This window comes from Hyphomonas neptunium ATCC 15444 (genome assembly GCF_000013025.1).
Classification (GTDB): Bacteria; Pseudomonadota; Alphaproteobacteria; order Caulobacterales; family Hyphomonadaceae; genus Hyphomonas; species Hyphomonas neptunia.
Window position 1 is genome coordinate 2,703,592 of record NC_008358.1, and the last position, 25,985, is coordinate 2,729,576.

Consider the following 25,985-nt stretch of genomic DNA (forward strand, 5'->3'; position numbering starts at 1 on the left):
CGCCGTCACAAGGACAATCGCCCCGTCAGGAAGAATCCGGTAAGCTGGATCCAATCTTTTTTCTGAGCGTCCCGGATGGAGGCGGGTTGCAGATGAAAAAGTAGGGGCAACGCGCACATCGGTCGCTGCGGTTCGGCGGGAATCGTCCCTCGATGATTGAGATCACGGCGTTCGCGATCTTCTTCTTTCTGGTGGCGATCTTGCCCTCAGACATGGTCAAACGGTCCCGATCCCCGCCCGTCAAATATACGAATTCCGCCTCACCGCGTCCGTCAACCGCGATCTGAAACGCGGCAGCATCGAGAGCGTCCAACGCCGTGCTTGTCTTGCGACCTGTGCGGATACGCCGGAACACTGTCGAATGACTGGTTTCGATCTGCTCGTGCGCTGTGACCACGACCTCGGCGTCTTCGAAGCGTAGTGAGAGAGTTTGGGGGGGGCGCCGACATTCACCCTGCCGGAGCAGGATGAAGAACTTCAGCAATTCGTCGCAAATCTGCCGGTACTCGGAGGCGTAACCGTGTTCTATGGGTCCGTGAGCAACCCACGCGGCGTCGATAATCGATTGCATCTCGGTCTCATCAGGAGTGTCGTCGGGACGAGCTGTCAATTCATCGATAACAGCCTGCACGGCGTTGTGCATGCGCATCGGCGCCGACTCCAAGCGCCGTCCGCCAACCTGCAGCACATGTGCGAAGAAGAACCGTCGTGGGCATTTGTCGAAGGTCGCGAGTTGAGACGGCGACATGCGGGCAACGCCATCGACCTCCAACGTGAAGCGCTCAGCCTCTCCGACGACATCTCTCACCGCTGAAATCGGCTTTTGATCGGCCAATTGGCCGGAGATGTCGTCGACAAAACTGGACCGGCTCTGCCGGTGACCGTTGGACTTCTTGTTGGGCGCATATAGGAACAGACCGTCTTTTGCCCGAGATAGCGCCACGAAGAACAAACATCGTTGTTCCTCATCATGGCCGGCATCTATTGCGTCGCTACCTCGAAACATCGGGCCCTCGATCATGCCGTCCGGCGGATGAAGGCCGCGGCTCTGTTTGGCCGAGCGGGGGATCGAATCGCTTGTCAAAGACGGAAGATGAAGCATCTTGAACTCAAGACCCTTGCTCCCGTGAATCGTCATCAAGCGAACGGCGTTTATGGTCTGAGCGGTGGCCGGCAGATCGCGCAGATCCCGCTCATCCGACAGGATCACGAGCCGTCGAATGTGGTCCAGGAGGTCGCGGATTGGGTAGCCTGATTTTTCTGGAAGGACCGAGCGCAAGAAGTTTTGAAACTGCCAGAGAGCAAGCGCAGGGTTGGCATTGCCCTCACGAGCCTGCGTTGCGATATCGGCCGCGAGGCGGGTCCGGTCCAGATAGATTTTCGTGAACACCTGCCATGCAGTTGCCGTAGGCTCGATTTCCTCAAACGCACCGACAAGGGCCTTTGCTGAGGCCCGACCGCCTTCGCTCATTCCTGATGCCGTTTCCAATACGGTGCGCCAGTCGAGCGGGAGAGGTTTCTTAGTGGTCCGAACTGCTTCGATGGCGACGGCGACGTCTTCGATGAACATCCGAAATGGCTTCATCGAGGCAATGCACGTGAGCGCCATGGCCCTCGGATCGATCACAAGTGACAGGAGAGACAACGCTTCCTTGATCTCCGGTCGGTCGAACAAGGGTCCGAGAAAAAGCACAGGAATCCCACGTGCCTCTAGGCCCGCGGCTATTTCTGCCAGACGCGCGTTTCCTTTGCAGATGACGGCCTGGTCTCGAAAGGTGGTCCCATCATCGCAGGCAGCTGATATGCGTGCTGCGATTTCGTCGATCTCGTGATCTTTGGATTCAACGGAGACGAAAGACGGTGCGACACCACTTTTGCCCTTGAACGCATTTGCCTGAAAACCCGAAGCTGCCATTCGTGTGGTCGCGAAAGTGCTGAAGGTGTTGCAGATTTCCTGGGATGATCGATAGTTCGTGCTAAGTTGCAGTGACGTCCCTCCGGGGAAGTCTTCCGTCTCGAACCGGTCGATATTGTAGGACGATGCACCCCGGAAACGATAAATCGACTGCTTGGCATCCCCCACGACCCATAGGTTGCTGCCATCTGGTTTCAGAGCACGCAGTAGTCGAACGCTTGCACGGTTCACGTCTTGGTACTCGTCCACGAGAACGTGCTCATAGCGCCTTTGTATCTCCACTCGCACGGCCTCGTCGGACTCGACCAAGGCCGTCGGACGTGCGATAAGATCACCGAAATCAACCGCGCCGCGATCCGACTTCAGTTGTTCGTAAAGGTCGTAAACGGAGGCGATCTCGAGGCATTTTTCTGCGGCTGCCTGTTCTTCTGCCGTCTCCGCTGCATCGGCCATCTGCTGGGCTAGCTCGCGGTAGCGATGCTGATCGACCACTTCGTCTTTCGCGCGTGAGATTGCCGAGAGGATGGACCGTAGATTGTCAGTCGGGTCCCAAAGATCGTTGAAATGCTTCAACCTCAAGCGCGGGAACTCGTCTTCGAGGAGCGCAATGGCTTCGGTCGCATCTATTAAGCGTGGATCTGGAGGCAAACCAGCCCGATCATGGAAGCGGCGCAGAAGATCGAGGCCGAAAGAGTGAAATGTTCCGATCCACGCTGACCCAGCCGCTGCCGGCCAGGCCGCTATCGCGCGATCCGTCATTTCACCCGCAGCTTTGTTCGAGAAGGTGAGCAACAAGATGCTCTCTGGATCGACGCCGCGGTTCTTCAGCACTGACAACCGGCCAACGAGCGTTTGTGTCTTGCCGGTGCCCGGTCCTGCTTTCAGAAGCACGGCCTTTCCATCGTGTCCTGCCGCGCGTTTTTGTTCCTCGTTCAACGGCTTTGTTGGCGACTCACCATCGCGGTCTGGCTCACTTGGCGGAAGCAGGAGCGCATCGAAGAGCTGAACCGCCACCATCGGATACGGCGCACCAAGTTTTTTGGCGATGTCATTTGCGCTCAAACCGTCATCGACATGCCACGACCAAGCCAGAGCGCGCGGAAAAAGAAATTCGCGAGCAAAGAGGTCCATGTGAATCTCCTCCCGGGCGCGATTGCTGTAGTCGACAACACGATCTGCGCCAACTGACGAGGGATCCGCAGACCGCGCCGGATCGATTTCCATGGTTGGCGGAATGTCAACTGCGCCACCAAACTCGTGATGCCCGATCTCGTGAGCGACCAAGAAGGCGTCGAGAAAAATATTCCCCGTATCTTCATGTAGGATGGTGCCGGACGCTCTCTGGAGAAGAGCTTTGCCGCCCTTGAGTTGCGGATGGCCTGCTGGCAGTTTCCTCACCTCGAGATCGCGGGCTCCGGCCTCACCCAAAACGAAATCATACGGGGTCGTCCGAATGCCGCCTTTGCTCACTTGGAGATCGTGAAGGACTGCGGCGCGGGCGCGTATCGCTTCAATCCGATCCATCGTCGGCAAGCAACGCCTTCAACGTGCGTTGCTCCTCCTTCGTGAGGCCGGCAGACTCGACATAGTCTTGAAACTCGATCGCTGGGATAGCACTCGGCTTTACCTCGGATTTCATCGCAACGGCTTGCCCATCCCCTTGCTGCATTCCGCTGATGACATCCTGCATTTGTACGCCGAGCCTATTTGCCAAGGCCTTCAACAGGCTCGTTGGCATCGAGGCGATATGTACAACTTCGGCGTTCAAGCCAGTAAAAAAGCCACGAGGAAGTCCGAGGTCACGCGCGAATTGCCTTACACCTGTGCCAAACAAGGATTGCCTGACGTGCTGGACGCGCAGGGTCTCTGCGCTAACCGACTTGGTCTCAAGGGGAAGGCTTGCCTCAGCTAACTGCAGGTCGCTCATCGATAGTTCGTTGAAAAGCGCAAGGAGGTCCTGGGTATATTCGGGGTAGCGCTGAAGATACGCCTTGAGGATGGCGGGCGACATCTCCTCTTCCACAGTGAAGTCGTTGAGGACGTTTTCTCTACTGGCCATCATCCACCTCCAACTCTAATGCTTGCCGGATCTTTGCAAAAGCTCGATCCCGCCGATTGCGCACAGTCTTTTCCACGCAGCCCAAAAGCTCGGTTATCGACGCTTCGCCATTTTTGTTCGTTTCAATGGGAATGTCTGCGAGCATCAAATCAATCACCTCTCGTTCGTCAGTCGGTAGAGCATCAATCGCGCCACGCAGGTGAATCCGGTAATCGAGATCTTCTTCAGCTGTGAGACCAACTTTGTTGTAGCGCTCCAAGGCGGCTTCGACGACAGCGCGCGCCGCGCCGGTGACTTCGTCCTCTACGTCTTCACTCGCCCGTTGCCGCCGGTATACCTTTCGGAGCTTCGTGATATGAGCCGCGCGGACCGCCTTGTCGAAGACAACCTCGTAGATATCGAGCTGCTCGTCATAGTCCTGCCGGTCGGTAAACATCAGCTCCGTGACATGATTGACTGTCGCGTCACGTATCTCGGAAAGATGCGCATTTTCATAGATTTTTTCGCCCGCGTGTCGGTTTGGTCGTGGACACGCGGCTTCGGTCCGATCGCGCAAAATGTTGTAGAGTTGAATGAATCGACCGTCTGAATTGTCCGACTTCGTCTGGCGCAGATGATAAACAAGAACTTCTGAGGGGACATAGTTGCTGTGAGACCGATCCCGTATTGTTGCACGGTCGATCAGGTCTTCGAATGGCCAGTCGAGGCTCTTATCGATGAACTGGGTTGTTGGCGATCGCCGTGTGTAAAGTTCGCCGTCGACTTTATGCTTTCTCAGCGGCACAACGCGAAATTCGTGTTTACGCATGCCTCAGGCTCATCCTCCTCCGCAAGCACGCAATATTCAGTGCTAATGACGCCACTATATGCACCCTCCGAGAGTATGCTTCTTATTAAATATTTCGGTATCTCCTCTAAAATATCCGGGTCGTAAAGCCGGCGGTGGCAAACCCGTGCAGGCACCATAAAAACAGTAGCTATGTGCCACACATTCGCCGGATAACGTGTTGAGGTTGAATCGAATAGGTGCAAATGAAGGCCTAATATCTCTTAATGCTATCGAAACGCTATGTCTGCATTTGCCGAGAATTTGTTTCAATTGCTTTTGCGCCCTCAGCAGACACAAAAGACCTTTCAGGCGCCGCTCCCATTTGGCGGCTTTCAGACCAACGGCTCACACCTCTGGAATTCAGCTTGAACAATTGTCGAAGTAGACCAGCCAGCAACGTGGACTTCTGCTTCGACCTGAACCCAAATGCTCCGTATGGACAACGTCGATAAAATCCGCGGGAAGCTGATAAAGGTCCTGGAGGTACTTGAGGACACCTGCGAGCAGGCAACTGAAGCGCAGCTGCCAGATTTGCCAAACGAAACGAGACTCCAGGAAATCCAAGCCCTCAGCCGCCTCATCGACACTGCGAAATCGCACTGCGACGAAGCGGAATCCTTTATGCTCCAATATATCCGCTCACAGAGCGATTAGGCTGGACTACGGCCTTATTCCAAGCATTGCTGTCTCTGTCGCGTCCGCCTCCGCGACTGCCCGCCAGAACGTCGGGCCTTCGGGTCGTGGAAGCACTGATCGCTTCCTCAACCCGAAAGGCACCCCATGACCAACCGCAAATCGACACGAGCCGACAAGAAACCACAACCGAAGTCCTCGAAAACAGATCAACTCAAAGGTCTCCTCAGTAAATCCGAGGGCATGACAGTCGAGGCGCTCTCCGAGAAACTCGGCTGGCAGACCCATACAACGCGGGCCGCGCTTACACGCCTGAAACAAGCCGGTTTCAGTCTGGAGAAACTCGCCCCAGCCGACGGAGCTCGCCAGTCCCATTACCGTATCGCCGGAGCGAAGAAGTGACGTCCACGGTAGAACTTGAAAGAATGCCTCGCTCCAGCCTTATCGATCAGTATGAGCACCTGATCAGCGCGCCGCCGCCCAAAGGTATAAGCACGCCCTTGCTCTGCCGCCTCGTTGCATATGAAGTTCAGGCCGCTAGGTATGGCGGCCTGCCTCTCAGGACCCGAAACAAGCTGCAGGCGATTGCCAGTAACCAGGCCGTCGCGCCGGCAGGGCCTTCCCTTCGATCCGGCACAAGGCTTGTCCGCGACTGGAACGGCGTCACCCATGTCGTTGATGTTCTCAAAAGCGGGTACCGATATCAGGGGCGCATCTACAGATCCCTTTCTGCAATCGCGAGAGAAATCACGGGCGCCCGCTGGTCGGGCCCCCGCTTTTTCGGCTTGAAAGGTACATCGTAATGTCAGCAGGCGCATCGGGCCGGCGGATTGTCCGCTGCGCCATCTACACGCGCAAGTCCAGCGAAGAAGGTCTCGACCAGGCCTTCAACTCGCTCGACGCACAGAGGGAGGCCTGCGAAGCATACATCGCCAGCCAACGCCATGAAGGCTGGAAGCTGATCCCCGCGCATTACAATGATGGCGGGCTTTCCGGCGGAACGCTCGAGCGCCCAGCCCTAACCCGGCTCCTGGAAGACATCGACGCCGGCAAGATTGACCTTGTTGTCGTCTACAAGATCGACCGACTGACGCGCTCGCTCGCTGACTTCGCCAAGCTGGTGGACAGGTTCGATGCGGCCGGCTGTTCCTTCGTTTCGGTCACGCAAGCGTTCAACACCTCCACAAGCATGGGAAGGCTGACCCTGAACGTGCTGCTCTCCTTTGCCCAGTTCGAACGGGAAGTGACCGCTGAACGTATTCGGGACAAGATCTCAGCATCCAAAAAGAAAGGCTACTGGATGGGCGGCCTGCCACCGCTCGGCTACGAACCTCATCCTGATCCTCAGACCCGCAGCCTGGTGATCAATGCTCCCGAGGCGGAAATCGTCGGGGAATTGTTTCAGCTTTATGATACGATTGGCTGCGTCCGGCTGGTCGAGGCAGAAGCTGCGCGCCGAGGCTACCGAACCAAACCCCGGACCTTCAGCAATGGCCGCAAAGTCGGCGGCGAACCGCTGAGGCGCGGCCACATTCATTTCCTGCTGCGTAATCCAATTTATGCGGGCCGCATTCGCCACAAGCGCGAAGTTCACGACGGTTTGCATGAGCCGCTCATCGATGAGGCGCTGTGGGACCGGGTTCAGGCAAAGCTCGGCGCGCAGGATAAGCCGGGCCGGCGAAGCGCATCTGGCAATCGCCCCTTGCTGACCGGGAAGCTGGTCGATGAAACCGGCGATCGGCTTACGCCCTCTCATGCGAGCAAAGGCCCTCGGCGTTATCGCTACTATGTGTCGTCTCGCCTTCTCGAAGGCAGAGGCAAGCGCGCCGATGGCTGGCGCCTGCCCGCCAAGCAGCTCGAAACCCAGCTTGCCCAGGCTGTCAGCGAGCATCTCATCACCGCAGGACCTCAGATATTCCAAAGCCCCACTGCGACACTCATTGAACAAAGTATGCCCCAGTTGGCGTCAATCTCGAACCTCGAGTCCCTGGAGCTCATCGCGCAATGCAAAATTTCAGAGGGGCAGCTCGAACTGGAAATCGCCGCAAAACCTCTGGCCGAAAAGTTGAGGATAAAGGAAACTGAATTGGCTGCTCCCTTTCTGAGCTTCACCTCGCCCTTTCAGATCAAGCGCCGAGGCGTCGAAGCCCGTCTCATCATCGGCGGCGTTGCACCCCGGACGAATGAAACATTGATCCGCGCCATTGCGCTGGCGCATGCCTGGGCAAAAGAGCTTCGCGCCGGCACATCTATGACCACCCTCGCCGAGCGCCGCAGCTGTACGCTCGCGTTCATCCGTCAGCGTTTGCCGCTGGCGTTTCTCTCGCCCAGTATTATCGAGGCGATCCTTGCAGGCCGCCAGCCTCACGACCTGACGCTCACCAAGCTGATCACTCATCCTATTCCGCTCGACTGGGATGATCAGTGGGCAGAACTCGGCTTTTCAGCCAGCGCCTGATAACGACAAATCATTCCCTGCTTTTGCAAAGGCCTTCCCTGTTTGGGCCGGGAAAATTCCCTGTTCCGCGTTTAGGGAATTTGCGCGCATCGCCCTGAAATGACGGGCGGTTTATCGGGCCTGTCAGAGGCATTCCCTGATCTTTTGAGGAAATTCCCTGTAAATCGGCCTGGAACAGGGAAAATGGCGATAAGGGAACTGTTGCAAAAGCCGAACAGAGACGGGGCGCCAAAAAGCGCCAAAAAATTCGCTGATACGGAAAACGGAGACCGCAGCCTCGCGCCAAACCCCGCCTGTTTGCGGGGTTTTGGAGCCGCACTAACGGAACTGTCTCAAAATCCGAAAATATCTGGCGGAGAGGGAGGGATTCGAACCCTCGATACCCTTGCGAGTATATCGGTTTTCGAGACCGACGCGATCGACCACTCCGCCACCTCTCCGCGCCGGGGTCTTAGAAGGGGCGTGCACTATCGCGGCCCGGACAAAAGCGCAAGCGCCGGTTTGGTAAATCCGCCGCCCCGGCTGCAGCTTTTTGAGCCGATTACCCTCGGCGCTGCGTCAGCCCCGCGCAAATCGATCAAATTTGCCGCTTCGGTTAAAGGTCACTTTAGCCCAATCCTGCGCAATAGGCCGTTTGGACAACAAGGACTGCTTGCCCAAGCCCATGAGCGCCCAGTTTTTCATCATGCTTCTGAATCCCGGCATCGGCGCCCTTCTGGCGGCGGCGTTCTGTATGCTGTGGCTCAACCAGCGCGACAAATCCTACGTCATGCTGGCCAGCGCCGGCTATGCGATGACTGCCCTGGGCTTTTTCATTCAGGATGTGGCGTTCCAGTATATCGCCGCGCCGCTGCCGGGACGCGCCGAGCGCATCCTCTCCAATATCGGCTTCCTGTCGGCAGGCTGGCTGCTGACCATGGCGGTGCTGGGCCGGTTCGGCATTCGGCCATCCTATCCCGTCCTTATCGTCGCCAGCATCGTTGCGCTGGTGGGGCATGCCTGGTTCCTGCTGGTTGATCCCAGCGTTGCGGGCCGGGTGCTGGTCGTCAATGCCGCCCTGGGCGCCATGATGCTGATGATCGTGGTCAAGGTTGCGCCGGTGCGCAGCAAGCACCTGACAGACCGGTTGCTCATGGGTGTCGCCGCTCTGGCGGCGGCCAACTACATCCTCCGCCCGGTCGTCATCCTCTGGCTTACCGGCGGCATCGGCAGCAGCAACGACTTCCAGCACTCCCTCTACTGGACCACCGTTCAGTTCACCCAGCCACTGATCTCGGTCGCTTTCGCGCTCACCCTGATGGTCGCCATTGCCATCGACCTGATCGATCAGCTCCGCCACGAGGCGCGCGCCGACAAGCTCTCCGGTCTGCTCAACCGCGGCGGCTTCGAAGCGGCCGCCGACGCGCTGCTCAAGCGCCACAAGCCCGGTCACAACTTGCCGGTCTGCCTCATCATCGCCGATCTCGACCATTTCAAGCAGATCAACGACACCTTCGGCCATTCGGTCGGCGACGCGGTGATCGGCCTCTTTGGCCGCCATGTCGCGGCGATGACGTCAGAAGAGATGATTGCCGGCCGTATCGGCGGCGAAGAGTTCGCCGTCCTCCTGCCCGGCCATGAGATCCAAGCGGCGCGCCTGTTCGCCGAATCCCTGCGCGCCTGCCCGTGGGACTACTGGTCGGGCATGCTCCCTGGTGGCCTGGCCCCCAGCGTCAGTATCGGCGTCGCCGGCGGCTGGCCGGGCGTTGACCTCTATTCGCTCATGAACAACGCCGATGAAGCCCTCTATGACGCCAAAAGAGCGGGCCGCGACCAGGTTCGCCTGTTTGGGGTCAAGCCGCCGCCTGTCGCTTCGGTGACCGCCGCGCTCAGCCGCATCCGCGTCAAATCCTGACGTTCCGGGGCGCCAAACCGCCCTTTTCCTGCTATATAAAGAATAACCTGCATATCCCCCCACATTTCCCGCAATCGGCGTGAAGTTGGGGTTTGACAGCCGGATCGCTTTGGTGTTTACCCCCGACCTTCGGGCGCGGCGCCTTCTGGTGCGGCGCCCTCACATATTTTCACTATTCCGGAAGGAACTGGCCCCATGTTCGCGGTCATTAAAACAGGTGGCAAGCAGTATAAAGTTGCCGAAGGCGATACCATCGTCATCGAGCGGCTGGCAGCTGCTGCCGGCGAGACGGTCACATTTGACTCCGTTCTCATGGTTGGCGCCGGCGCCGGCGTGACTGTGGGCGCGCCCATGGTTGCAGGCGCAACGGTCACCGGCGAAGTCGCCGCTGAAGTGCGCGGCCCCAAGCTGATCACCCGCAAGAAGCGTCAGCGCCAGACTTACCGCCGCACCATCGGCCACCGTCAGGACCTGATGGAAGTGACGATCACGTCGATCAACACTGACGGCAAGGCCCCTGCCAAGAAAGCCGCTGCGAAGAAGGAAGAGGCCCCCAAGGCTGACACCGCGCCGAAGGCTGCAGCTGCTCCGACAGAAGAAGCAGCTGCTGGCGGCGACAACCTGAAGAAAATCACCGGCATTGGCCCGGCCCTCGAGAAGAAGCTGAATGCCGCTGGCATCACCACCTTCGCTCAGATCGCCGCGCTCTCCGCTGACGACATCGCCAAGCTCGAAGAAGAACTCAGCCTCGCTGGCCGTTTCGCCAAGGATGGTTGGGTCGAGCAGGCCGCAGAACTCGCTAAGGAAGCATAAGGCTAAGGCCTTCCGCTAAAGGATCAGGAGCAGACCATGGCTCATAAGAAATCAGGTGGTTCGTCCCGCAACGGTCGCGATTCGAACCCTAAATATCTCGGCGTGAAGAAGTATGGCGGCGAAGTCGTCGTTCCGGGCATGATCATCGTGCGCCAGCGTGGCACTGTGAAGTGGCCGGGCAAAGGCGTCGGCATGGGCAAGGACCACACCCTGTTCGCACTTAAAGGCGGCAAGGTTGAGTACGCTCACAAGTCGGGCGGCCGCATCTACGTAAATATCGTACAGATGGCGGACGCCGCCGAGTAAACGGCCTGGGGAGCATCCGGCCGCGCTTTTAAGAGTGGTGGCCGGGTCGCTGTAACAGGACGACCAGTTTCCGGGGGGAGGCAGGCCACTGTCTCCCCCTTTTAATTTGCCCTCCCCCGCCAGGCCCCGCACATAGGAGGCGGCCATGACGGAAGCGATCGAAATCGAAACACAGCGGCTGGGCCTGCGCCGGCTTACCCCTCGGGACGCGGGGCCGGTGACAGAGGCCGTAAACGACCCGCGAATCTACCTCATGCTTGCCAGCGTTGCCCCCGCCCAGTCCAAAGCCGAAACCCTCGCCTGGTTCGCGACGCACGACACGGCGCGCCAGAACGATACCGGCCACATCTTCGCGATCATCTCGAAAGACACCGGCGCGCTGGCAGGGCTGATCTCGGCCAACCGCCAGCGCACCGACGATCCCTTCAATATCGGCTACTGGATGACCCCGCCTTTCTGGGGCAAAGGCCATTGCACCGAGGCGGGCACAGCCCTTGTCGGCTGGCTGGAAAACACCCGCGCCGCCGCCGCCCTTGTCTCCGGCTATTTCGCGGACAATCCGGCATCGGGCAAAGTGCTGCGCAAGCTGGGCTTCCTGCCCTGCGGGCGTAACACCATGTTCTCAAAGGGCCGCGGCCATGCCGCAGACCACATCATGATGGCGCGTATCGCCTGAAACGGATAAAGACCACCCCATGAAGTTCCTCGATCAGGCCAAGGTATATATCCGCTCCGGCGGCGGCGGCGCAGGCTGCGTCTCGTTCCGGCGCGAGAAGTTCGTCGAATATGGCGGCCCTGATGGCGGCGATGGCGGGCGCGGCGGCGACGTATGGATCGAGGCCGTAGAAGGTCTCAACACGCTGATCGACTTCCGCTACCAGCAGCACTTCAAAGCTGCGCGCGGCGGCCACGGCATGGGCAAACAGCGCACAGGCGCGCGCGGCGAAGATGCTGTTCTGAAAGTGCCCGTCGGCACACAGATCTATGAAGAAGATCAGGAAACGATGATCGCAGACCTCACCGAGGTCGGCCAGCGTGTCCTGCTGGCGCCCGGCGGCAATGGCGGCTGGGGCAATCTGCGCTTCAAATCCTCGATCAACCAGGCCCCGCGCCGCTCCAATCCCGGTGAAGAAGGCGAGGAGCGCTGGATCTGGCTGCGCCTCAAACTCATCGCGGATGCGGGCCTCGTCGGCCTGCCGAACGCGGGCAAGTCCACCTTCCTCTCGGTCGCCACAGCGGCCAACCCGAAGATTGCGGACTATCCGTTCACGACCCTTCATCCCGGCCTCGGCGTCGTCGATCTGGGTACCTCCACGCGCTTCGTGCTGGCAGACATCCCCGGCCTCATCGAGGGCGCCGCCGAAGGCGCGGGCCTCGGCCACCGCTTCCTCGGCCATGTCGAGCGCTGCAAGGTGCTCCTCCACCTGATCGACTGTACGCAGGACGACCCCGCCGGCGCCTACCGCACCATCCGGTCAGAGCTTGAAGCTTACGATGCTGACTTCGCCGACCGCCCCGAGATTGTCGCCCTCAACAAGATCGACGCCCTGACGCCCGAACTCGTCAAGGAACAGCTCAAGCAACTGAAAAAAGTCTACAAGGGCAAACCCCTCCTCATCTCCGGCGTCACCGGCGCCGGCGTCAAGGATGCCCTCTACGCCATCGCGCAGCACCTCGGCTTCAACAACGACGACATCCCCCTGCCCAAACCTTCAAACGCCGACGAAGAAGATCCCGACACGGACCAACCCTGGAGCCCGGTGTAACCGCTCCCCTGCCCCAAACGCCCGCTTCAGGAAAATCTGCTCAATACAGAAACGCCCACGGATGAAACCGTGGGCGCCTGAATAATACTGGCCTGAGAGACGGTCGCCCCGTTTATTCGGCAGGCACGGACCGTTTGGCGCTGCGTTTGGGCTTGCTGACATCCTGAAAGGTCAGCATTTCAAAAAGGCGAAGCGAGGCGCCGTCATGAAAGCCCGCCTCCTCGGGCGCTCGCTCGGGATTGCGGAACGTACCCAGCAGCATGTCAAACCAGGGCACATCGCCATAGTTGAACGCATGGACGTCCCGGCCATGGTGCAGCACATGGCTCTCCGGCCGCGTGATGAAATATCCGAGCCAGCGCGGAGTGCGCAGGTTGGCATGTTGGAACATCGCGCAGAAGGCCGCCATCAGGCTGATGGTGATCGCAGCCGTTACCTCCAGGCCAATTCCGCCCACCAGCGCCAGGCTTCCGATGAACGCAAATCCGGCGGAATCGAGCGGGTGGAACCAGAACGCGCCCCATATATCAACGCGCTCAGCGCTATGATGCATCTGGTGGAACACGCGCCACAAAGGCGTGATTGCGTGCATTGTCCGGTGCCAGACATAGATTCCAAATTGCAGCGCTCCAAATCCCAGAATAATCTGTATCCAGAGTGGAAAGGCCGATGCGTCGAACAGCGTATGCTGGCTGAGCAGGCCATCCCACATCATTGGCGCAGTGAACGCGACGGCGACATAGAGCGCAAAGGAGAGCATACCGCGTACCCGCCAGGCAGGGGATGGAGCAAGTTTCCGGGCGGGGGCAAAGGTATCAATGAGCGCAAATGCCAGAAACATGCCGGCAAAGCATAAGATGAGAAAAGTCACGGGCAGGGTTCCTTGTGAGGGGTTATTCCGGATCAGACCACCAGGGTCGCGATCAGGACGATCTGCTCTGAGGCGCCCAAGGCGAAATCGAACTGGATCGGTATGACCTGCAATGTCTGCAGGATCACGAGCCCCGCAGACGCTATGGCCACGGCTGTCTCTATCCATTGTTTCAGCTTCCGCATGACGGGCTCCCGGAGTAGGATCTGTTCTGCCGCTGCCCGAGAATTCGGGATCAGCGACGCACCAAGGAATGCGCCACCTTGGAATCTGGCGACAGGACCACAGCCCGATGATCTGCCGATGGTTTCCCGATGATGACCTCAGACCCGTCCGAACACCTCCCCCGTATTGACCTGGCCAGTATGCCGAGGTGCCGGATTGGCGCGCTGACCCTTGCGCCGCCGCTTCGGGAAGTCAGCGGACCGGACTGGACAGAGGTTCTCGAGCCCCGCGTGATGCAGGTTCTGATCGCGCTGGCGTCCCCCTCCGCAGAAGTGGTCACAAGAGACGAGCTGATCGCGCGTTGTTGGAATGGCCTCGCCGTCAGTGAGGACGCGATCCAGCGCTGCATCGGCAGGCTTCGGCGCCTCGCGCGGGATCGGGGCAGCTTTGAGATCGTCACCGTCCCGCGGGTCGGGTACAGGCTGCTGCCGGACGCGGCCCCAATGCCGCGGGAAACCTCAGACCGGCTCAAGGGTCATACGCGCAGCCCGGCTCCGCAGCTGCTGGTCGATGTTGAGCCTTTCTCAAATCTCACCCCGGATGAAACCGTCTCGCGCTTTGCCACTCTGCTGTTCGATGACATCGTGATCGCCTTGACCCTGCACAGGGATTTTGTCGTTCGCCTCGCAGGCCCGGCGCAGACGGATGCTTATCGGCTGACAGGAAATCTCCGGCCGGATGGAAACCACATTCAGGTTTCCCTGCGCATCGTGAATTCAGACGGCGCCGTCATCCTGGCGCGCAGATTTGAAGCGGATTGGAACGGGGAGGCGCCGCCCTCCGACGATTTTGTCCTTCAGGTTTCCGGCGCCCTCAGCAGCGAAATCCTCCGTGCTGAGACCGACCGTGCCTTGCGTAAATCAGCCGACCTCACCGCCTGGGAAGCGGTCGTGAGGTCTGTCTCTGCCTATTCCAGCATCAGCGTCGGCAATCTCGACTTCGCGATCTCCGAAGCCCGGCGCGGCCTTGAAATCGATCCCGCCTACGCAGAGGCCCATGCTGCGCTCGCTAATGCGCTGGCCGGAAAATTCGAAGTGGGCGGCGGGCTCGATCAGGCACTCGCCGAACAGGCTGCCCGTGAAATAGATCTGGCCCTTACGCTCGGCCGCGACCGGCCAGATGTTCTGGCCCGCGCCGCAACGGCGCTCTCCATGATCGGCCGCCCTGCTGAAGCATTGCCGTATGCGGAAGATGCTGTCGCGATGAACCCCGGTGGCGGTATCGGCCATCTCTATCTCGGCCGCGTGCTCATGCGCAACGGCGAGCCAGAGAAAGCCATCTTTCACCTGTCCCGGTTTGAACAGCTTTCACCCAGCTCCCCGCTCCGGTACTTTTCCACATTCCAGAAAAGCGTTGCCCTATTCATGCAGGGTGATCTGAAGGGCGCCGAAACAGCACTCGAAAGCACAATCCGGCTCAACCCCAGCTATCCGTTTGCCTGGTTGTCAAAAGCGGTATTGATGAGCCTTCAGGGACGCTCGGATGAGGCCATCGCCGCCGCAGAGCGCCTGATCGGAATTGAAGGCCCCGATGCCCTCCCCCTTCACCTCGCGCGCATACGCGTTGGCTATCCCGGCGGAGGCGATGCAAATCTCCTCACCTCTGCTTTTGAACTCGCCTGGGCGTCGGCGCTCGCGCCAAGGTCCGCAAACCACTGAGGCGCAGCGGAGTGTTCAAGCCCCCGCACTCTCCCGCGCGCTCACCCGCTCATGCCACGCCTTCACATGCCCCGCCCCGTCCGGCACCGGCAGCCCAATCCAGCCGGCAAAATCCACCGTCGACAGCGCGCAAATATCGGCAATCGTAAACCGCTCGCCGGCCACATAATCCCGCCCGGCCAGTTCCCCATCCAGCCACATCAGCGCGCGCTCATAATGCCCGCGGTTTGACGCGCCAAACTCCTGATACTGAGGAACCACCACCTTCGCCGTGAACGGATGAGCATGCCGCCAGAACATGCCCGCCGGGCTCATCAGCTGAAATTCCACCCGCCGCACCCACATGTCGATCAGCGCCGCTTCCAGCCCATCCATTCCAAAGAGGTTCGGCTCAGGATAAACGCTCTCCAGATACCGGCAGATCGCCACTGTCTCGCTGATGCACGTCCCGTCATCCAGCTCCAGCACCGGCGTCTGCCCCAGCGAGTTACGCGCCACGTGATCGGCGCTCTTATGCTCCCCCTTCACCAGCGCCACGTCCACCAGAGGGACCGAAACGCCCTTCTCAGCCAGAAACATGCGCACCCGGCGCGGATTGGGCGCCGGCATCGGCGTATTGTAAAGTTTCAAGGCGTTTCCCCGCTTTTTGATGTTATTTCCCACAGCTTGAAACGCCCGCTTGCGTCCGTCAACCGGCCCGCAGCGCCCCACGCAAAAAGACCTCTCCCTACGGATCAATCCAATTGCAGGATTTAAAATGGAACGATCCGTTCTAAGACGCGTTGGTAGGGTGAGACGCACCTCACAAAGAAGGAGCAGACACATGCAAACTGAGCTTAAAGAGCAACAAGAAGCAGAACATCGCCAGCATATGACCACTCAGGAAGTTACCCAGGCTAAGAAAGTTGGCCTCTGGAAAATACTTGCTGCGTCACTGGTGATCGTCGTGATTGGCTTCATTGCCATTGCCCTGTTCGGCACGCCTAACGGTGCCGGCAGCTGATTTGAGACAGAGCGTATCGCTCGCCACTGAACAATGAATACGCCCCGAAATGCCCTTCCGGCTCGCCGCCGGGAGGGCATTTCGCCGTTTCATAACCTCTCGCCATGGCGTCTCTGGCCGTGTATCGCGGTCAGCCATGACTGCTGACACCCTCTCCCGCGCCAAGCGCATCGTCGTGAAAACCGGCTCTGCCCTCATCGCGGAGGCAGGCGCTCCGCGCCGCGAATGGCTCGCCGCCCTCGCCGCAGACATCGCCGCCCTGCGCCAGCGCGGCAAGGAAGTCATCCTCGTCTCCTCCGGCGCCGTTGCCCTTGGCCGCTCAGCCCTCGGCGCGCCCTATCAAGGCCGCCTGGAACAGAAACAGGCCGCCGCCGCCATCGGCCAGCCCCGGCTCATGGCCGCGCTGGGAGACGCCCTCGCCCCCCACGCCATCGCCTGCGGCCAGGCCCTCCTCACCCCCGGCGACACCGAAAATCGCCGCAGATGGCTGAATGCCCGCGCCACGCTGGAAACCCTGCTGGAAGCCGGTGTCGTCCCCGTCATCAACGAGAACGATACCGTCGCCACCGAAGAAATCCGCTACGGGGATAATGACCGCCTCGCCGCCCGCGTCGCCCAGATGATGGCCGCTGATGTCCTGATCCTCCTCTCGGACATCGACGGCCTCTACACCGCAGACCCGCGCTCAAACCCCGGCGCCCCCCACATCCCCTTCCTCGAAGCGCTCACCCCTGAGCATGACGCCATGGCCACCGGCGCCAACGCCGCCGCCGGTGTCGGCTCCGGCGGCATGGCCACCAAACTCGCCGCCGCCCGCATCGCCCATGCGGCGGGCTGCTCCACCCTCATCACGCTCGGCAACCGCCCCCACCCCCTCGGCGCCATCGAGGCCGGCGAACGCGCCACCCTCATCGCCTCCCGCATCAGCCCCGCCAAGGCCCGCGCCGCCTGGCTCGAAGGCCACCTCAAGCCCGAAGGCGAACTCCTCATCGATGACGGCGCCGCCGCCGCGCTGGCAAAAGGCGCGAGCCTCCTCGCCGTCGGCGTGCGCGGCGTCACCGGCCAGTTCGAGCGCGGCGCCGCCGTCGCCATCCGCGCCCCCGATGGCCGCATCATAGCCAAGGGCGTCACCGCCTACGGCACCGAAGACATCCGCCGCATCGCCGGCCGCCGCACCGAAGACGCCGAAGCCATCCTCGGCTATCGCGGCCGCCCCGCCATCATCCACCGCGACGACATGGTGCGCCTTTGACTGAGCCGCTGATCCGGCCCGCCACGCAGGCTGACATCGGCGCGCTCACCGCCCTGGAAGCCAGCTTCCCCGAAGAAGACCGCTTCGACCGGCGCACCTGGCGCCGCCTCCTCGCCGGCCATGCCAGCGTCCTTGTCTGCGAGGCGCCCCGCGATGGCCTCCTCGCCGCCGCCGTCATGCTCTACCGCAAGGGCGCGCGCGTCGCCCGCCTTTACTCCATCACCGTCGCGCCAGAGGCCCGTGGCATGGGGCTAGCCCGCGCGCTGATGGCCGCGTGTGAAGCAGATGCAACAGAACGCGGCGCCCGCGCCGTCCGCCTGGAAGTGCGCGCCTCAAATAGTTCAGCCACCCGGCTTTACGAGGCAGGCGGTTATCGCGTAATTGCGACCCTTGAGTCCTACTATCCGGACGGAGAAGCGGCGCTGCGGATGGAGAAGTATCTCGATGCGCCCTCTAATGGAGCCCCATGACAGATTGGGTCGTGCTTGTTGAATCGGCAAGCGACATCTCTCAAGCCGAGACGCCGCACAAGGTTCTGCGTATTTCAGACTATATCTCAAAGCCTGCGCTGTTCACCGGCCGCAGGCCCTACATCCTCAATCTTGCGCGCTCCTATTCCTACCAGTCGGAAGGCTATTACGCCTCCCTCTTGGCTGAGGCGCGCGGCCACCGGATCAGCCCCAGCGTCCAGACGATGGTCGAGCTCTCAAAGAAGACGCTCTACAACCACGCCCTGCCAGATCTCGGCGAAACCCTGCAGGAAGCCCTCGCCAAGGGCGCCCCGAAGGTCGAGACCCTGTTCGTCGCCTTCTCGCGCACCGAACTCCCAGCCTATGAACGCCTCGCCCGCGAAGCCATGGACTGGTTCCGCACCCCCGCCCTCGAAATCGAGTTCGACGAGGAAGCCCCCCACGGCATCGGCCGCATCCGCGCCGTCCCGCCCCACAAGCTGAAAGACCAGCGCCGCCAATTCTTCCTGGACTCGATGGAGGCCTACACCAAAGGCCGCGTCAAAAACGAGAAGACCCGCACCCCCGCCAAATGGGCCCTCGCCGTGCTGGTCGACCCCAATGAGAAGACCGCGCCGTCAAAGCCCGCCTCCCTCAAACGCCTGGCCGATGTCGCTGAAAAGATGGGCGTCGAGGTCGAGCTGATCGACCCGACCGACCTGCCATCGCTCGCCGAATTCGACGCCCTCTTCATTCGCGCCACCACCTCGATCGACAATTTCACCTACCGCTTCGCCCGCCGCGCCGAGCAGGAAGGCATGCCCGTCATCGACGACACCCATTCGATGATCCGCTGCACCAACAAGGTCTATCTCAAAGAGATTCTAGAGAAGGCCGGCCTGCCCATTCCGCGTACGGAAATTGTGGACGAGAAGACAGACCTCTCCGGCCTGTTTGACCGCCTCGGCAGCCCGGTCATCCTGAAGACCCCCGATGGCAGCTTCGGCATCAATATGGTCAAGGCCCAGTCGCTCGACGAGCTGAAAACCGGCGCCAAGAAAATGTTCGAGGACACCGCCCTCATTATCGCCCAGGAATTCCGCCCCACGAAATTCGACTGGCGCATCGGCGTCCTGAATGGCGAGCCCCTCTACGCCTGCCAATACCGCATGGCCCGCGGCCACTGGCAGACGGTGAAATATGGTGAGGGTGGCAAATCCACCGAAGGCGGCTTCACCACCATGCCGGTGGAAGACGCGCCGCCTGAAGTCGTCAACGTCGCCGTCCGCGCCGCCAGCCTCATCGGCGACGGCCTCTATGGCGTAGACCTCAAAGAAACCGAAGAGGGCGTCATCATCATCGAAATCAACGACAACCCGTCGATTGACCATGATGTCGAAGGCGCCGTCCTGAAAGATGAAATCTGGAGACGGATCATCTCCTGGTTCTCCACGCGCCTAGAGCGCCGCATGGGCCGCGCGGGCTGAAGAGCCCCCCGGCGAACGCGTTCGCTCTCACCCGCACAACCTGATCCCCTCCCCCAGACATGGGGGAGGGCTAGGGTGGGGGCGCTCTCAACCCGGCAACCCGTCAAAAGAATATAGGGATTTCGTCTAAGCCTTAAAACTTAAACCCACCCGCCAGCAGCTTCTCATACCGCGCTGGCGTCACCGGCGCATAGCCGCCCTCAGCGGGATCATACATCCACACAGCGTCGCCTTCGACCTTGGACGGATCAAATCCCTCGGCCACCAGCTCCACTTTGCGATACTTGAACGTGCCGGTCGTTTCCGCTTCCGGCTGCACACGAATGAAGATCGGCACCGAATAAGACGGCAGCAGCGCGGCAAGGCGCTTGTAAACGCCCGGCATATCCACTGCCCCGTCGAGCGTCACCGCCGCCATACCGGCCTTGCCGTCCGTTCCCGGAACAGGCACGCCATAGACGTTGGCCGTGGCGATACCGTCAATCTTCGACAAGGCCTCGCCCACTTCATTGGTCGAGACATTCTCGCCCTTCCAGCGATAGGTATCGCCGATCCGGTCCACGAAATAGATATAGCCGGCCTTGTCCTTCTTCAGCAGGTCCCCGGTGCGGAACCAGAGATCGCCTTTCTCGAACACATCGCGCAGCAGCTTCTTCTCGGTCGCCTTCTGGTCGTTATAGCCTTCAAAGCGCTGGCGCACATCGTCGCCGATCTTGCCAATCGCTTCGCCCGGCTCATCATCCGCCGCCGGAATACAGAAACCATCCGGCCCTCGCACAGGCTGCTCCGTCTCGATGTCGAATTTCACAAAGCCGACATGCGCAAACTGGCTTTTCAGCCAGCCCGGAATACGCCCGATAGCGCCGGGCTTGCCGTCAAAATTGATGAAGCTGACATTGCCTTCCGTCGAGCCGTAAAACTCTGCGAGATGGGGAATGTTGAACCGCTCGAGAAACTCTTCCCACACTTCCGGGCGCAGGCCATTGCCAAAGCCAGTGCGGATATGGTGCGCGCGCTCCTTCGGGTGGGGCGGCGAGTTCACGAGGTAGCGGCAAAGTTCCCCGATATAAACGATGGCGGTCGCGCCCTCGTCCGTCGCGTCGTCCCAGAAGGCGCTCGCAGAAAACTTCCGTCTCAGGATAATCGTTGCGCCCGTCATCAGCGCCTGGCCAACCCCGCAAAGTCCGCCCGTGCCATGATACAGCGGCAGGGTGATATAAACCCGGTCCTTCGGCGTGATGCGGCACGGCGCAATGAAGCTTTTCATCATGCCCTGCGTGCGGGCCTGCGTCAGGCGCGCGGCCTTGGGCAAGCCGGTCGTGCCGGAGGTATAAACATAAAGGCAGAGATCCTTACCCAGCAGCCCGGCCCGGTGCGACCGGTCCGGCCGCGCAGACGACGCCCCCGCCAGCGCCCCGCCAAGGTCTTCACCCACAGCCCCGCCCAGAGACCACACCTTCGGCGCGTCCTTGAAGAGTCCCGCCGCCCCGGTGATCGCCGCGTCCTGGTCCGCCCCCGTCACGATCAGCTTGGCCTCGGAAATATTCACGCAATGGGCCAGCGCGTCGTTTTCAAGATTGTGATTGATCAGCGCCGTGACGACACCGATCTTCGCAAAGCCCGCCCAGGCCGCCACATATTCCGGGCGGTTTTCCATGAACAGCGCGATACAGTCGCCCGCCTTCAGGCCCTGCGCCAGCGCCCAGTTGGCAAACCGGCTCGCCGTTTCGTCAAACTCCGAATAGGTGGTCGATTTGCCCTCGAAGCGGAACGCGACATTGGCGGAAAACTTGTCCACCGCCTGTTCGTAATCATCCGCCACCAGATGGTCAGAGTCCGGGGAAATGTCCCCCGTCCATTTCTTGACGAGCAGAATATCCTGAAACAGCCGGTATTCGCGGCCAAGTTTGGCAAAAAGGTTCATGTGCGGCGCCTCCCAACGCAGAGGGTCGGATAAGATTTTCGGGTTTTATCAGAAATTAACAGATGGGAGTTTCGCAGACATTGTCAAAGATTTCGCTAACCATAACAGGGAATTTCCGGCAGGTTTGCGTTCTGCGCGAGGTCTGGTAAATGCTGCGCCGCACAAGAGAACAATAAGGAACATAGGCCCATGGCGAAGGACCCGGTTGGAGATCTCCTCACCTTGCTCGATCTCGAGCGCCTCGAACTCGACCTTTTCCGCGGCCAGAGCCCGGACGAGGAAGAGAGCCAGCGCGTCTTCGGCGGCCAGGTCATCGCCCAGTCGCTGGTCGCCGCCTACCGCACAGTGCCCGATGACCGTCTCTGCCACTCGCTGCATTGCTATTTCATCCGCCCGGGCGATCCATCCGTGCCGATCATCTATCAGGTCGACCATTCCCGCGATGGCGGCTCCTTCACCACCCGCCGCGTCGTCGCCATCCAGCATGGCAAGCAGATCTTCAACCTCGCCGCCTCCTTCCATGTCGTCGAAGACAGCTGGCACCACCAGCACGAGATGCCCGAAGTCGACCCGCCCGAATCGGTGGGCGACCGGATCGAATGGCGCCGCAAATTCGCCGAGCAGGTGCCAGAGCGTCATCGCGGCCACTTCCTGCGCGACCGCCCAGTGGAAATGCGCGAGATCGACCCGCTCGATCCCCTCAAGCCCGCCAAGGCCAGCGACCAGCAGAACCTCTGGTTCCGCGTCGCCCGCCCCATCGATGAAGCGCCCTGGCTCCACCATTGCCTGATGGCTTATGCGTCCGACATGGCCTTGCTCGGCACCGGCAACCGCCCCCACGGCATCTCCTGGATGACCGGCGAGTTGATGTCCGCCAGCCTCGACCACGCCATGTGGTTCCACGCGCCCACCAAGTTCGATGAGTGGCACCTCTATTCGATGGACAGCCCCTATGCCGGCGGCGCGCGCAGCTTCAACCGTGGCTCGATCTATGACTCGACCGGCCGCCTGGTTGCCTCCGTTGCCCAGGAAGGCCTGATGCGCCGCGTGGAGCGCAAACCGCGCAAAAGCTGACCGGATCTGTCCCGTTCTGTCCGAATGTGTCCGGATTTGTCCGGGAAGTGTCCCGCGCCTGACCGGCCTTAACCGGCCCTGACCTCGCGCCGGTACGCCCCCGGCGACACCCCGTGCCAACCCCGGAACGCCCGCACAAACGCGCTCTGATCGCTATACCCCGTCGCATGCGCAATCTCGGTCAGCGTCAGCTTTCCCTCGCGCACATAAATCTCCGCCGCTTCCTTCCGCGCCCCCTGCAACAGCTGGGCAAAGTTCACCCCCTCTTCGGCCAGCCTCCGGCGCAATGTGCGCTCCGAAAAGCCCAGCAGCTGCGCCGTTCCTGCCATGCTTGGAGGCACCCGGCCCATCTGGCTGTGCAGGCAGTTGCGCACCTTCTCCGGCAGGCCCACCCCCTCGTGCAGCGCCGCCAGCCGCTTATCCAGCCGCTGCGTCAGCAGGCGCACCAGCTCCCGGTTCTCCCCCGGCAAAGGACGCACCACCAGGTCGGCGCGGAACACCATCATGTCCTCGCGCGCCCCAAACTTCACGCCCTTGCCGAACAGCGTTTCATACACTTCCCGGCTACCCGGCCCAGGGTCACGGTGGCGGAACTGCATCGCCTCAATCGGGCTGCCATGATCGCGCAACAGCCAGAACCCGATGGTCGCATACCCGGCATACACCGCCTCCATCACCCGCCGCATCTCCTCCACCCCCGGCAGCGCCGGCGCGCAGCGAATGCGGGCAAACCCGCCGCTGATCTCCAGGCTCGTGCGCACAACCTCCTGCGTCAGCGCCTGATAATGGGCGTTGATCTCCAGCGCCTGCTTGATCGTACCGGCCGAAGACAGCGCGTAGCCGACATCCAGAAAACTCGCCGGCCGGAACTGCATACCCACCCGCAGCCCGACCGTGTCATGGCCCGTCATCTCGGCGGCCGCGTCCAGCACCCGCACCACAACGTCCCCTGCAAACCGCTCGTCGGGCTGGTCCAGCGCGGCCCGCCCGCCTGGCACCAGCGCGTACATCTGCGCCGCTGGCGCCCCCAATGCGATGCAGGTTTCAACGTAATTGGACAGATAGGCCGAAGATACAGTCGGCACCGGGTCTCCTGTTCTGTTCCCCGCCAGCATCCGCCCCCACGCGGGTACAAGCTGCGCTCTGGCCGCAAAAGACACCGGCCGTGGCCGCAAATGTCAAGACTTGTCCCTAACCAGATGTTTATCTGCCCTCGGGGACGCACGCGGAACCCGGCGGCGCTGACATCGGCGCAGCGGCCACGTGCAAATGGCGGGAGCCAGCGACAGAAGGGGCTTTTCAGCTCAAAATGCCGCTGGCTCCTTCTTTTCCCCCAAAACATCACAGTTTCAGGCCCTAAACACAGCGAAAAGCGCTTGCACGCTGGCCTCATCTGATTACACCGGGACTCCGGAGCGTAGCGCAGTCTGGTAGCGCATCTGGTTTGGGACCAGAGGGTCGTAGGTTCGAATCCTATCGCTCCGACCAATCATTTTTGGGTGCCTCGGGAGGCTCTTGAATGGAAGCGCGGATCTATCGGCCAGCTAAAAGCGCCATGCAGTCCGGACGTGGCAACACGAAGGAATGGACGCTGGAACTGGTAAACCCGGACGCGCACCGCAGACCCGACCCCCTGATGGGCTGGACCAGCATCGACGACACGTCGGGCCAGATCCGGCTCCAGTTCGACACCCGCGAACAGGCCATCGCCTATGCTGAGCGCGAAGGCCTGAATTTCCGGGTCGAGGAACCCCGCGAGCGCAAGCGCCTCGTGAAATCCTACGCCGAGAACTTTTCGGCCGACCGCAAACAGCCATGGACTCACTGAGGCCTGCCGCGTAATCCCACCGGTCACGGCCCCGTAGCTCAGCTGGATAGAGCACTCGCCTTCTAAGCGAATGGTCGCAGGTTCAAGTCCTGCCGGGGTCACCATCCGCTTTGCTCAATCCCCACCGCTCCACCGCGCGGCCCTAACCCCTCTCTCTCAAACAAAAGAGCGCGTAAGCACAACGCCAAACCCCTTGTATGTCATCTTTTGCCCGGCCTGTTATATTTCCGCGGTCGGCAGCGGATGAGAGCACCCCACCCCTGAGGGACACCAAGCCCGTGGGAGAGCGTGTCGCCTCATCCGCCTTGGTCATCAACCCGGACAGTCGCTTGGGCCGGCGAAAGCGAAGCCCGCATGCGCAAGGTCGGGACATGAGCGAGAGATTTGTTGGAATTGATGTGTCGAAGGAGACATTGGACGTCCATGTATTGCCGGAGGGGCGTGCCTTTGCCGTCGCGCGCACTCCAGCGGGGATAGACAGCCTTCTGGCCGCGTTGTCGGAGCTGGGCGCGGACCTGGTGGTGCTGGAGGCCACCGGCGGGCTGGAACGGGTGGTCACCGCCGCCCTGGCCGGGGCGCAGATCCCGGTTGTTGCGGTCAATCCCCGTCAGATCCGGGACTTTGCCCGCGCCACCGGGCAGCTAGCCAAGACGGATGCGATCGATGCGGCGGTAATCGCCCGGTTCGGACAGGCGATCCGGCCGGCCCCGCGAGCCCTTCCGGACGCCGCGGCCCAACAGTTGGCAGAGCTGGTCACCCGGCGGCGGCAGGTCATCGACATGGCGGTGGCCGAACGCAACCGCCGCCGCCTGGTGACGGCCAGGCCGGCCCTGCGCAGCATCGACCGGGTGCTGAAGGTTCTGGAAGCCCAGCTGGCAGACATCGACAGGGAGATCGGGGACCGCATCCATGCCAGCCCGGCCTGGCGGGAGGCAGAGGACCTGCTCAAATCCGTACCCGGCGTTGGCGACCAGACGGCCCGCACCCTGATTGCGGCCCTCCCGGAACTAGGCACCCTTGGCCGCCGTCAGATCGCGGCCCTCGCGGGGCTTGCCCCCTTCAACCGCGACAGTGGCCAGTGGCGCGGCCGCCGCTCCATAACCGGCGGCCGCGCCGATGTGCGCAGCGTCCTCTACATGGCTGCCCTGGCCGGCATCAGGTTCAACCCAGCCCTGAAAGCCTGCTACCAGCGCCTCCGGACCGCCGGAAAACCCGCCAAGGTCGCCCTCGTGGCCGTCATGCGAAAACTTCTCACAATCCTCAACGCAATCCTCAGAGACAAATCCCCATGGCAAACACAAAACGCTTGAAAGCGAACACAGTCGCTCTCCCTCTGGGAGAGGCTGCGAAGGATCAGCGTTTGCACTGCAAACGCCCGGAGCAGGCCATCGCGCAGCGATGGGAGGTGAGGGCTGCGGCAGCGAGGATAAGGCCCGCCCTATCCAACACCCGCCCATCCCTCCCCCCGTCATCCCGGAATTTGCGGAGCAAATGTCCGGGACCCAGAAAGCCCAGCAATACCAAGTCCTCCCTGGGTCCCG

The 25,985-nt window shown here is 61.2% G+C and carries 25 protein-coding genes and 3 tRNA genes; 19 read left to right on the forward strand and 9 right to left on the reverse strand.

Going from position 1 to position 25,985, the window contains the following annotated elements; all coding sequences use genetic code 11:
- Nucleotides 1-25 precede the first annotated feature (25 nt).
- Genes HNE_RS12605 through HNE_RS12615 form a run of 3 tightly spaced genes read right to left on the reverse strand, consistent with a single transcriptional unit; the run spans nucleotide 26 to nucleotide 4,782 of the window.
- Complete coding sequence (locus HNE_RS12605) at nucleotides 26-3,439, reverse strand: ATP-dependent helicase (RefSeq protein WP_011647542.1); 3,414 nt, start codon at nucleotides 3,437-3,439, stop codon at nucleotides 26-28.
- Nucleotides 3,426-3,974 (reverse strand): hypothetical protein, encoded by a 549-nt coding sequence (locus tag HNE_RS12610; protein WP_035591024.1) that lies wholly within the window; start codon nucleotides 3,972-3,974, stop codon nucleotides 3,426-3,428. The genes HNE_RS12605 and HNE_RS12610 overlap by 14 nt, the downstream gene beginning before the upstream one ends.
- Entirely contained in the window at nucleotides 3,964-4,782 is an 819-nt protein-coding gene (locus HNE_RS12615) for an RNA polymerase sigma factor (protein ID WP_011647544.1), read from the reverse strand. The genes HNE_RS12610 and HNE_RS12615 overlap by 11 nt, the downstream gene beginning before the upstream one ends.
- A gap of 456 nt (nucleotides 4,783-5,238) precedes the next feature.
- On the opposite strand from HNE_RS12615, the gene HNE_RS12620 reads away from it, so the two are divergent.
- The 4 genes from HNE_RS12620 to HNE_RS12635 all read left to right on the forward strand — a co-directional run bounded on the left by HNE_RS12620 (nucleotide 5,239) and on the right by HNE_RS12635 (nucleotide 7,894).
- A complete protein-coding gene (locus tag HNE_RS12620) occupies nucleotides 5,239-5,457 on the forward strand; it encodes a hypothetical protein (protein WP_148205891.1) in 219 nt (72 codons plus the stop codon).
- 126 nt (nucleotides 5,458-5,583) lie between these two features.
- Entirely contained in the window at nucleotides 5,584-5,838 is a 255-nt protein-coding gene (locus HNE_RS12625; protein ID WP_011647545.1) for a DUF3489 domain-containing protein, read from the forward strand.
- Nucleotides 5,839-5,861: 23 nt separating this feature from the next.
- The gene (locus HNE_RS12630) at nucleotides 5,862-6,239 is read left to right on the forward strand and encodes a DUF2924 domain-containing protein (RefSeq protein WP_011647546.1); all 378 of its coding nucleotides are present in this window, start codon (nucleotides 5,862-5,864) and stop codon (nucleotides 6,237-6,239) included.
- Nucleotides 6,239-7,894 carry a recombinase family protein gene (locus HNE_RS12635; RefSeq protein ID WP_011647547.1) on the forward strand — a complete coding sequence of 552 codons (1,656 nt, stop codon included), beginning with the start codon at nucleotides 6,239-6,241 and terminating at the stop codon, nucleotides 7,892-7,894. Before HNE_RS12630 ends, HNE_RS12635 begins: the two co-directional genes overlap by 1 nt.
- 350 nt (nucleotides 7,895-8,244) lie before the next feature.
- On the opposite strand, the gene HNE_RS12640 is transcribed toward HNE_RS12635, so the two are convergent.
- Nucleotides 8,245-8,334, reverse strand: a tRNA-Ser gene (locus HNE_RS12640).
- 224 nt (nucleotides 8,335-8,558) lie between these two features.
- Between HNE_RS12640 and HNE_RS12645 the strand changes: the two genes are divergently transcribed.
- The 5 genes from HNE_RS12645 (at nucleotide 8,559) to obgE (ending at nucleotide 12,673) form a co-directional block, all read left to right on the forward strand.
- On the forward strand, nucleotides 8,559-9,788 hold the full coding sequence (locus HNE_RS12645) for a GGDEF domain-containing protein (RefSeq protein WP_011647548.1): 1,230 nt from the start codon (nucleotides 8,559-8,561) through the stop codon (nucleotides 9,786-9,788).
- A gap of 195 nt (nucleotides 9,789-9,983) precedes the next feature.
- Nucleotides 9,984-10,601: a 50S ribosomal protein L21 gene (locus HNE_RS12650; protein ID WP_011647549.1), complete on the forward strand. Its 618-nt coding sequence runs from the start codon at nucleotides 9,984-9,986 to the stop codon at nucleotides 10,599-10,601.
- 36 nt (nucleotides 10,602-10,637) lie between these two features.
- Nucleotides 10,638-10,907 (forward strand): 50S ribosomal protein L27, encoded by a 270-nt coding sequence (rpmA, locus tag HNE_RS12655; RefSeq protein WP_011647550.1) that lies wholly within the window; start codon nucleotides 10,638-10,640, stop codon nucleotides 10,905-10,907.
- Nucleotides 10,908-11,052: 145 nt separating this feature from the next.
- The gene (locus HNE_RS18085; RefSeq protein ID WP_011647551.1) at nucleotides 11,053-11,583 is read left to right on the forward strand and encodes a GNAT family N-acetyltransferase; all 531 of its coding nucleotides are present in this window, start codon (nucleotides 11,053-11,055) and stop codon (nucleotides 11,581-11,583) included.
- 19 nt (nucleotides 11,584-11,602) lie between these two features.
- Entirely contained in the window at nucleotides 11,603-12,673 is a 1,071-nt protein-coding gene (gene obgE, locus HNE_RS12665; protein ID WP_011647552.1) for a GTPase ObgE, read from the forward strand.
- A 112-nt stretch (nucleotides 12,674-12,785) separates the two neighbouring features.
- Here the strand turns inward: obgE and HNE_RS12670 are convergent, their stop codons facing one another.
- Both HNE_RS12670 and HNE_RS18750 read right to left on the reverse strand, forming a co-directional pair.
- On the reverse strand, nucleotides 12,786-13,544 hold the full coding sequence (locus HNE_RS12670; RefSeq protein WP_011647553.1) for a sterol desaturase family protein: 759 nt from the start codon (nucleotides 13,542-13,544) through the stop codon (nucleotides 12,786-12,788).
- A 32-nt stretch (nucleotides 13,545-13,576) separates the two neighbouring features.
- Nucleotides 13,577-13,729: a hypothetical protein gene (locus tag HNE_RS18750; protein WP_011647554.1), complete on the reverse strand. Its 153-nt coding sequence runs from the start codon at nucleotides 13,727-13,729 to the stop codon at nucleotides 13,577-13,579.
- Nucleotides 13,730-13,858: 129 nt separating this feature from the next.
- On the opposite strand from HNE_RS18750, the gene HNE_RS12675 reads away from it, so the two are divergent.
- The gene (locus tag HNE_RS12675; protein WP_011647555.1) at nucleotides 13,859-15,427 is read left to right on the forward strand and encodes a tetratricopeptide repeat protein; all 1,569 of its coding nucleotides are present in this window, start codon (nucleotides 13,859-13,861) and stop codon (nucleotides 15,425-15,427) included.
- 15 nt (nucleotides 15,428-15,442) lie between these two features.
- Here the strand turns inward: HNE_RS12675 and HNE_RS12680 are convergent, their stop codons facing one another.
- Nucleotides 15,443-16,057, reverse strand: coding sequence for a glutathione S-transferase family protein (locus HNE_RS12680; RefSeq protein ID WP_035591130.1), 615 nt, complete (start codon nucleotides 16,055-16,057; stop codon nucleotides 15,443-15,445).
- Nucleotides 16,058-16,250: 193 nt separating this feature from the next.
- On the opposite strand from HNE_RS12680, the gene HNE_RS12685 reads away from it, so the two are divergent.
- The 4 genes from HNE_RS12685 to HNE_RS12700 all read left to right on the forward strand — a co-directional run bounded on the left by HNE_RS12685 (nucleotide 16,251) and on the right by HNE_RS12700 (nucleotide 19,618).
- The gene (locus HNE_RS12685) at nucleotides 16,251-16,430 is read left to right on the forward strand and encodes a hypothetical protein (RefSeq protein WP_035591028.1); all 180 of its coding nucleotides are present in this window, start codon (nucleotides 16,251-16,253) and stop codon (nucleotides 16,428-16,430) included.
- Between the two features lie 136 nt (nucleotides 16,431-16,566).
- A complete protein-coding gene (gene proB, locus HNE_RS12690) occupies nucleotides 16,567-17,682 on the forward strand; it encodes a glutamate 5-kinase (RefSeq protein WP_011647557.1) in 1,116 nt (371 codons plus the stop codon).
- Complete coding sequence (locus HNE_RS12695; RefSeq protein ID WP_011647558.1) at nucleotides 17,679-18,152, forward strand: GNAT family N-acetyltransferase; 474 nt, start codon at nucleotides 17,679-17,681, stop codon at nucleotides 18,150-18,152. Before proB ends, HNE_RS12695 begins: the two co-directional genes overlap by 4 nt.
- Entirely contained in the window at nucleotides 18,149-19,618 is a 1,470-nt protein-coding gene (locus HNE_RS12700) for a RimK family protein (protein WP_011647559.1), read from the forward strand. The genes HNE_RS12695 and HNE_RS12700 overlap by 4 nt, the downstream gene beginning before the upstream one ends.
- 133 nt (nucleotides 19,619-19,751) lie before the next feature.
- Here the strand turns inward: HNE_RS12700 and HNE_RS12705 are convergent, their stop codons facing one another.
- Entirely contained in the window at nucleotides 19,752-21,542 is a 1,791-nt protein-coding gene (locus tag HNE_RS12705) for a long-chain-acyl-CoA synthetase (protein ID WP_011647560.1), read from the reverse strand.
- Between the two features lie 189 nt (nucleotides 21,543-21,731).
- On the opposite strand from HNE_RS12705, the gene HNE_RS12710 reads away from it, so the two are divergent.
- Nucleotides 21,732-22,616: an acyl-CoA thioesterase gene (locus tag HNE_RS12710; RefSeq protein WP_011647561.1), complete on the forward strand. Its 885-nt coding sequence runs from the start codon at nucleotides 21,732-21,734 to the stop codon at nucleotides 22,614-22,616.
- 68 nt (nucleotides 22,617-22,684) lie between these two features.
- Here the strand turns inward: HNE_RS12710 and HNE_RS12715 are convergent, their stop codons facing one another.
- Nucleotides 22,685-23,701 carry an AraC family transcriptional regulator gene (locus HNE_RS12715; RefSeq protein WP_011647562.1) on the reverse strand — a complete coding sequence of 339 codons (1,017 nt, stop codon included), beginning with the start codon at nucleotides 23,699-23,701 and terminating at the stop codon, nucleotides 22,685-22,687.
- 326 nt (nucleotides 23,702-24,027) lie between these two features.
- Here HNE_RS12715 and HNE_RS12720 point away from each other — a divergent pair.
- The 4 genes from HNE_RS12720 to HNE_RS12735 all read left to right on the forward strand — a co-directional run bounded on the left by HNE_RS12720 (nucleotide 24,028) and on the right by HNE_RS12735 (nucleotide 25,754).
- A tRNA-Pro gene (locus HNE_RS12720) sits at nucleotides 24,028-24,104 on the forward strand.
- A 31-nt stretch (nucleotides 24,105-24,135) separates the two neighbouring features.
- The gene (locus tag HNE_RS12725; RefSeq protein WP_011647563.1) at nucleotides 24,136-24,444 is read left to right on the forward strand and encodes an ETC complex I subunit; all 309 of its coding nucleotides are present in this window, start codon (nucleotides 24,136-24,138) and stop codon (nucleotides 24,442-24,444) included.
- Between the two features lie 27 nt (nucleotides 24,445-24,471).
- Nucleotides 24,472-24,548 (forward strand) — tRNA-Arg (locus HNE_RS12730).
- A 267-nt stretch (nucleotides 24,549-24,815) separates the two neighbouring features.
- The gene (locus HNE_RS12735) at nucleotides 24,816-25,754 is read left to right on the forward strand and encodes an IS110-like element ISHne3 family transposase (RefSeq protein ID WP_011647564.1); all 939 of its coding nucleotides are present in this window, start codon (nucleotides 24,816-24,818) and stop codon (nucleotides 25,752-25,754) included.
- Nucleotides 25,755-25,985 lie beyond the last annotated feature (231 nt).

What these genes read in the sequence shown, in the direction of transcription:
- obgE (WP_011647552.1), top strand. Translation starts at nt 11,603, where the DNA reads ATGAAGTTCCTCGATCAGGCCAAGGTATATATCCGCTCCGGCGGCGGC.
- HNE_RS12635 (WP_011647547.1), top strand. Translation starts at nt 6,239, where the DNA reads ATGTCAGCAGGCGCATCGGGCCGGCGGATTGTCCGCTGCGCCATCTAC.
- HNE_RS12735 (WP_011647564.1), top strand. Translation starts at nt 24,816, where the DNA reads ATGAGCGAGAGATTTGTTGGAATTGATGTGTCGAAGGAGACATTGGAC.
- HNE_RS18085 (WP_011647551.1), top strand. Translation starts at nt 11,053, where the DNA reads ATGACGGAAGCGATCGAAATCGAAACACAGCGGCTGGGCCTGCGCCGG.
- HNE_RS18750 (WP_011647554.1), bottom strand. Translation starts at nt 13,729, where the DNA reads ATGCGGAAGCTGAAACAATGGATAGAGACAGCCGTGGCCATAGCGTCT.
- HNE_RS12650 (WP_011647549.1), top strand. Translation starts at nt 9,984, where the DNA reads ATGTTCGCGGTCATTAAAACAGGTGGCAAGCAGTATAAAGTTGCCGAA.
- HNE_RS12675 (WP_011647555.1), top strand. Translation starts at nt 13,859, where the DNA reads ATGATGACCTCAGACCCGTCCGAACACCTCCCCCGTATTGACCTGGCC.
- HNE_RS12685 (WP_035591028.1), top strand. Translation starts at nt 16,251, where the DNA reads ATGCAAACTGAGCTTAAAGAGCAACAAGAAGCAGAACATCGCCAGCAT.
- HNE_RS12605 (WP_011647542.1), bottom strand. Translation starts at nt 3,439, where the DNA reads ATGGATCGGATTGAAGCGATACGCGCCCGCGCCGCAGTCCTTCACGAT.
- HNE_RS12615 (WP_011647544.1), bottom strand. Translation starts at nt 4,782, where the DNA reads ATGCGTAAACACGAATTTCGCGTTGTGCCGCTGAGAAAGCATAAAGTC.
- HNE_RS12725 (WP_011647563.1), top strand. Translation starts at nt 24,136, where the DNA reads ATGGAAGCGCGGATCTATCGGCCAGCTAAAAGCGCCATGCAGTCCGGA.
- HNE_RS12620 (WP_148205891.1), top strand. Translation starts at nt 5,239, where the DNA reads ATGGACAACGTCGATAAAATCCGCGGGAAGCTGATAAAGGTCCTGGAG.
- HNE_RS12710 (WP_011647561.1), top strand. Translation starts at nt 21,732, where the DNA reads ATGGCGAAGGACCCGGTTGGAGATCTCCTCACCTTGCTCGATCTCGAG.
- HNE_RS12625 (WP_011647545.1), top strand. Translation starts at nt 5,584, where the DNA reads ATGACCAACCGCAAATCGACACGAGCCGACAAGAAACCACAACCGAAG.
- proB (WP_011647557.1), top strand. Translation starts at nt 16,567, where the DNA reads ATGACTGCTGACACCCTCTCCCGCGCCAAGCGCATCGTCGTGAAAACC.
- HNE_RS12700 (WP_011647559.1), top strand. Translation starts at nt 18,149, where the DNA reads ATGACAGATTGGGTCGTGCTTGTTGAATCGGCAAGCGACATCTCTCAA.
- rpmA (WP_011647550.1), top strand. Translation starts at nt 10,638, where the DNA reads ATGGCTCATAAGAAATCAGGTGGTTCGTCCCGCAACGGTCGCGATTCG.
- HNE_RS12645 (WP_011647548.1), top strand. Translation starts at nt 8,559, where the DNA reads ATGAGCGCCCAGTTTTTCATCATGCTTCTGAATCCCGGCATCGGCGCC.
- HNE_RS12705 (WP_011647560.1), bottom strand. Translation starts at nt 21,542, where the DNA reads ATGAACCTTTTTGCCAAACTTGGCCGCGAATACCGGCTGTTTCAGGAT.
- HNE_RS12630 (WP_011647546.1), top strand. Translation starts at nt 5,862, where the DNA reads ATGCCTCGCTCCAGCCTTATCGATCAGTATGAGCACCTGATCAGCGCG.
- HNE_RS12610 (WP_035591024.1), bottom strand. Translation starts at nt 3,974, where the DNA reads ATGGCCAGTAGAGAAAACGTCCTCAACGACTTCACTGTGGAAGAGGAG.